General features: G+C 41.1%; 4 protein-coding genes. All 4 read left to right on the forward strand.

The window, feature by feature from the left end; translation table 11 throughout:
- Positions 1–544 precede the first annotated feature (544 nt).
- The 4 genes from cobJ to HWQ44_RS20920 all read left to right on the forward strand — a co-directional run bounded on the left by cobJ (position 545) and on the right by HWQ44_RS20920 (position 5,568).
- Complete coding sequence (gene cobJ / locus HWQ44_RS20905; protein WP_292722489.1) at positions 545–2,284, forward strand: precorrin-3B C(17)-methyltransferase; 1,740 nt, start codon at positions 545–547, stop codon at positions 2,282–2,284.
- A 1,177-nt stretch (positions 2,285–3,461) separates the two neighbouring features.
- Positions 3,462–4,112, forward strand: coding sequence for a GTP cyclohydrolase I FolE (gene folE, locus HWQ44_RS20910; RefSeq protein WP_292722492.1), 651 nt, complete (start codon positions 3,462–3,464; stop codon positions 4,110–4,112).
- A gap of 392 nt (positions 4,113–4,504) precedes the next feature.
- Positions 4,505–4,996, forward strand: coding sequence for a DUF4174 domain-containing protein (locus HWQ44_RS20915; RefSeq protein WP_292722494.1), 492 nt, complete (start codon positions 4,505–4,507; stop codon positions 4,994–4,996).
- 215 nt (positions 4,997–5,211) lie between these two features.
- The gene (locus HWQ44_RS20920; protein ID WP_292722498.1) at positions 5,212–5,568 is read left to right on the forward strand and encodes a hypothetical protein; all 357 of its coding nucleotides are present in this window, start codon (positions 5,212–5,214) and stop codon (positions 5,566–5,568) included.
- The last annotated feature ends 155 nt before the right edge of the window (positions 5,569–5,723 follow it).

Below are 5,723 nucleotides of genomic sequence, written 5' to 3' on the forward strand. Positions count from 1 at the left end.
TTGAATACCCCATTTTCAACCCTAAACTGTTTCAATGCACCTAATTTCTGTTGATTCTACTTGCTCGTCTAAAAGATATCAAATGGGTTCTATATTAACAATAAAGTTTTCTGCTGATCTTATTCTTATATTTATTTATTTCTTGATTCTGCCTTTTGAAGGATGCTCCTAAACGTAATAGACTTTCTTTATTTATATCTACAGTTTCAATAGTCTCATAATGCAGATTATTAAATTCCTGATAATTTGTCTAAATTAATCTTTCATTAGTAATTAAGCACCAATGGTTCAAATTTACAAAGCTCAAAATACATGGTTTTTCATCTGATGCTAAAGCTACTCCTTCTAATACATAAGCTTTCGTTTCCTCTGAAAAGCTGTTAAAAGACATAATAACTTTACTATTGATTTTATATCGGCGAAAAATAGAAGCTATTATGTCAGGACTTATTGTTTTTTTGGTATCGCATCTCGCATAAAGTCGCTGCATGTCTAAATCTGTGGTTTCATTTGAAGGATATCAAATTTTGCAAGATATCTACTTATGATGATGAACGTTGCACCTGCAATTGTAGTACTAGGTCAAAATAGCGTGACAGTAGCACGCAAAATAATCAGCGTTCTACCAGGGGCGACGCTATACGGTCTAGAGAATCGTACATCTGGAGTTGATGTCAGCTTCACGAGTTTTGGTGAGACGTTGCGCGAGTTATTTGTCCAGGGAAGGCCGCTGATTGGTATTTGTGCCGCCGGCATTTTAATTAGGACTCTAGCTCCCCTACTCTCGGATAAACGACAGGAACCACCAGTGCTAGCGGTGGCTGAAGATGGTAGCGCTGTCGTCCCCCTCTTGGGCGGACTTGGTGGGGTAAACGATTTGGCACGCCGCATTGCCGAAGCGCTGGATGTCAAACCTGCAATTACGACCACAGGCGATTTACGTTTGGGTACAACGCTGTTATCTCCTCCTCCTGGATACCATTTAGCGAATCCAGACGATGCGAAGAAATTTATCTCAGATTTGCTAGCCGGGGCACAAGTCAAGCTAGAAGGAATAGCACCTTGGTTGAGCGGTAGTAAACTGCCTATAGACCCAAACGGAGATTTGACCATTCAAGTTACAGAACGCTTGGTGACTCCCACAGCCAACTGCCTTGTCTACCACCCAGCAACGATCGCGATCGCAATTAGTGACATCATTGATGATGCAGTAGCTTTAGTCCAGCAGCTACTAGCTGATGCCAAACTAGAAAAAACATCAGTTGTCGGCATATTTGCACCCTTTACTACCGCCGCCGATCCCACAATTCACGCCGTCGCAAGCGCCTTGGGAGTCCCTGCCCGCTTTTTTACCCCAAATCAGCTAGAAAGTCTGTTATCACAAGGTTATAGCCCCGCGCAAGCCGCAGCGATCGCCGCTACAGGTACATCTCCCTTATCTTCCCCTTCTCCTAACATTGCGATCGCTATTGCTCCCCAACCAATTGACCCCAGCACCATCGGTCAGCCACGCGGACGATTAGCGATCATTGGCACGGGCCCTGGTGGGGAGCAATGGATGTCTCCTGAAGTAAAGGAGATACTCAAGTCGGCAACTGACTTAGTAGGTTATAAAACCTATTTAGATTTAGTTGGTTCTCTGGCTGATGGCAAGCAACGGCATGAGTCTGACAACCGCGAAGAAGAAGCACGGGCAAAGATGGCCCTTGATTTGGCTGCATCTGGGCGATATGTAGCTGTAGTTTCATCTGGCGACCCCGGTATCTATGCAATGGCAACAGCGGTTTTTGAGGTATGCGATCGCTATGCTAAACCCGAATGGGACAGTATCGACATTCATGTGGCCCCAGGTATCTCCGCTATGCAGGCAGCAGCAGCAGCCATTGGTGCGCCCCTTGGACATGACTTCTGTGCTATTTCCCTCTCTGATATTTTGAAGCCTTGGTTTGCGATCGCCCAACGAATTACTGCTGCTGCGGAGGCTGATTTCGTCATTGCTTTCTACAATCCTGTTTCCAAAGAGCGTACCTGGCAACTGGCAGAAGCGAGAAATATTTTGTTGCGGTATAGAACACCGGATACACCAGTAGTATTGGCACGAAATCTCGGTAGACCAGGACAGACAGTGAAAGCGATCGCACTTGACCAGTTAGCACCAGCAACCGCCGATATGCGGACAATTATTATCGTCGGTTCCACAAAAACCCGAACCATTAAGCGCAGCAATGGTAGTATCTGGGTTTATACGCCGCGGCGCTATACCGATTTCAATCCACTTCTTTAAGCGATCGCATAATAAAACCCCAGGATTGGGAATTCATTCCTGGGGCTGTTATACCTGACCACCCTTACCTTTTTAATGTAAAAATCTTGTCAATATTAAAGTTTTAAAAGACATATTTATCTGTGTTTTGTCCAAAAACAAATGTGTAAATTAGTAAGCTTGTGTTAGCCTAAATCGCTGTTGCCTAGAATAATAACAATCTAACGATACACTTCTACATAAAAACAACTTTTATATCTAGCCATGAAGATATAACTCAAGTAATTATGTCTATTATAGTAGTTCATAAGGCTTGCTTTTTTTGAGCTAATAATCAACAATAAAAACATCATGATTCATACATGATTGTAGCCGAGAAAAGTGACAGAAGCCCTTATTTAAGTCCGTGAAAACGGACTTTTTTATTTATATTTATACGTGATTGCGGATTTTATTAATTGATGCTCAATTTTGGCTTCTGAGTTCAGAATCAATTAGTCGGTAATTCAAACCCGCCACGAATTCTCTAGACATATTTTTGCAAAAGTCAACCGCTCCCAACTAAATGGAGCTAATTTTTGTGGCTACAGACTTAAGTCTTACTATATTATGGGTAAATAAACAAAATTGACGCCACAAGGAATGATCTCAATGTCAGGTTGAATAATCATTAGGACTGACACGGGGACACAGAGAGTTTATTTTGATAAGCAATTAGACAGACATAATATTATTTAAATTTTCCAGATCGCCAACTTCCTAAGAATTTACTAATTTTAAAATTTATTAAACCTATAAAGAATAAACATAACTAGAACAATTATGTCCAAAGATTTAATATTAGATAATTTATGGTGTAAGGTTACTTAAAAATTAACTTGTTATAAATTCTCAAAGTGTTGTTTCATTTACGAAAGAAAGTTGAAGGTGATCGCCGAAAAACTTCTGGTAAATTCATATAGTTTTATATTGACAAAAAAGCAGTACTAGTATAAAGCCAAACTATACTGAGACAAAGAGACACGAGAAATTAACAAAAGTACGCACTTTGGGCATCGTGTCGTTTTTAAGCTGAGAAAATGTTTTGCATGATTAAGAAGTGTAAAGTTATGTTACACTCAGTTACGAGTCAGAAGTCAATCGCAACCGACATCTGACAACGGTCTAATTTATCAAACATTCCCACAGAACTCACAAAATGACTCTATCGATTCGTCCCGATCTAACTTCTGCTGATCAGGTAGTATCATCTTTAGCGACTGGGCAACAGCAAACTGTAACAGAAGCCGAAATGATGCAGGCTGTGCGTACTTTGCTGATTGGATTAGGAGAAGATCCAGACCGCGAAGGATTAAAAGATACTCCAAAAAGAGTGATGAAAGCCTTACAGTTTCTCACGAAAGGATATCATGAATCTTTGGATGAACTGCTAAACGGAGCAGTATTTACAGAAAACGCCAATGAAATGGTTTTGGTTCGGGACATCGATATTTTCAGTTCCTGTGAACATCACATTCTGCCGATTATTGGTCGTGCTCATGTTGCTTACATTCCCAATGGTAAAGTAATAGGATTATCTAAAATTGCGCGTATTTGCGAAATGTATGCACGACGTTTACAAGTTCAAGAACGTCTGACTGTGCAAATTGCTGATGCTTTACAAGGATTACTCAAACCCCAAGGGGTTGCAGTGGTAATAGAAGCAACCCATATGTGTATGGTAATGCGCGGTGTGCAGAAACCTGGTTCTTGGACTGTTACTAGTGCAATGCGTGGTGTTTTTGCAAAAGATGTGCGGACTCGTGAGGAATTTATGAATTTGATCCGGCACAATTCTAATTTTCATTAAATAGCCTCGGCAGACATACAGCAGTTTCCTTTTAGATGAAGTACAAAGCTACAGGTTTGTAGGCAGGAGGCAGGAAGTAGAAACTCTTTGTGTCTGATGGAGTCCTGTATTTTGTACCTTATCTACTTGAAAACTGCTGTAAATATGAGATGTGACTCTTCCTGATTTTTAAAGCTGGGATTTAAACTCATCTTTGCTCCTCAAAACTGTTTGGGTTTTGAAGGGAAAACTTTGATATTTTCAGACTAAATTTTGATAACCTATCAGCTTTTTATAGTTTGAGTGATTCGTATAAACCTAGTTTTAATGCCAAGAATAACTATCAATAGATAGAGAAATTTTTGGTTAAAAAATGATACTTTGAGATTATAGAAAATAGATAAAAACTAGTTATGAATAATTCAGCATTATTTGCCCTTAACCTACTAGTCTGTATAGTCATATCGCCAGTTAGCAAAGCTGACATTGTTCAAAGTTCAACTAATCATGCCATCAAAATGTCTTCATTTAACCTCAGTTCCCAAAAATGGAAAAACCGCGTGCTACTAGTCTTTGCACCCTCTGTTGATAACTATACTTATCAGCAGCAAATGCAACTATTACAACAGCATAACAGCGGTTTTGCAGATCGGGATTTAGTTCTCATTCAGGTTTTGGCAACAGATGAAAGCTATGCCAACAGACAGCCAATAGATGAGTCTTCTGCTGCCAAGTTGCGCGAACGCTTTGGGGTTGACAAAGAAAATTTTCGCGTGATTTTGGTGGGCAAAGATGGCGGTATTAAGCGCAGTGATACTACACCAGTGCAGGCGAAAGCAATTTTTGAGGAAATTGACGCTATGCCTATGCGTCAGCAAGAAATACAAGAGCAAGGCAGAAAATGAGCTTCCCTCTGGAGGCGGCTGCCGCGCGAGGAGGACTAAACGCGCATGGCCTTCCTGGATCGCATTCACACACGTCCAGTCTACCAACGGGCGCTGGAGCGCGGCGGTGCTTACGAGCTTCTGAGTTAACGCGATAATTCCTGATAAATGTTTACTTGCACTGTAAGATTTAATCGGATAATCTGAGCGTTCGAGATTGTTTTCTAGAGAAACTAATGAACAAATTCATACTGAGTTTGCTTTCTTCTCCTGTACTGATTAGCTCTATTCTCTCTATGGGAGTAATGCTCAATCAAGCGCAGGCTATGGAGCCAGAACCAGGAGCCAAAACCACAGACCGGCTATCTTGTATACGCAATAAACATAAGGTGGGTTTAGTATGTGCAAGAGCTTCCGTATTGGCTCAAATTCCTAACTATCAGCGTGAAATAGAGTTTTCTCAAGAAGATGCTCCAATGCTGGAGTTCAATGATGAAGAAAGCAATGTGGCAATCAACTTATTTGGGTGTGATTGTCCTGCCTGTATAAATTCTTTACGTCAGATGCGCGGCGCGACACCTTTGGTATATTAGGATTATACAAATTTATCTTTGCTTAATGCGAGTTTGACGGGTCATAATATCGTGTCCGGTTCAAGACTTATCATTAAGACGGCAGGGGAGCAGGGGAGCAAGGGGGCAGGGGGCAGGGGGAAAGAGGGTTTCCTGGTTTTTGCACAGATGCGGGA

Origin of the sequence: Nostoc sp. JL34, from assembly GCF_017114945.1 — a bacterium.
Lineage (GTDB): Bacteria > Cyanobacteriota > Cyanobacteriia > Cyanobacteriales > Nostocaceae > Nostoc.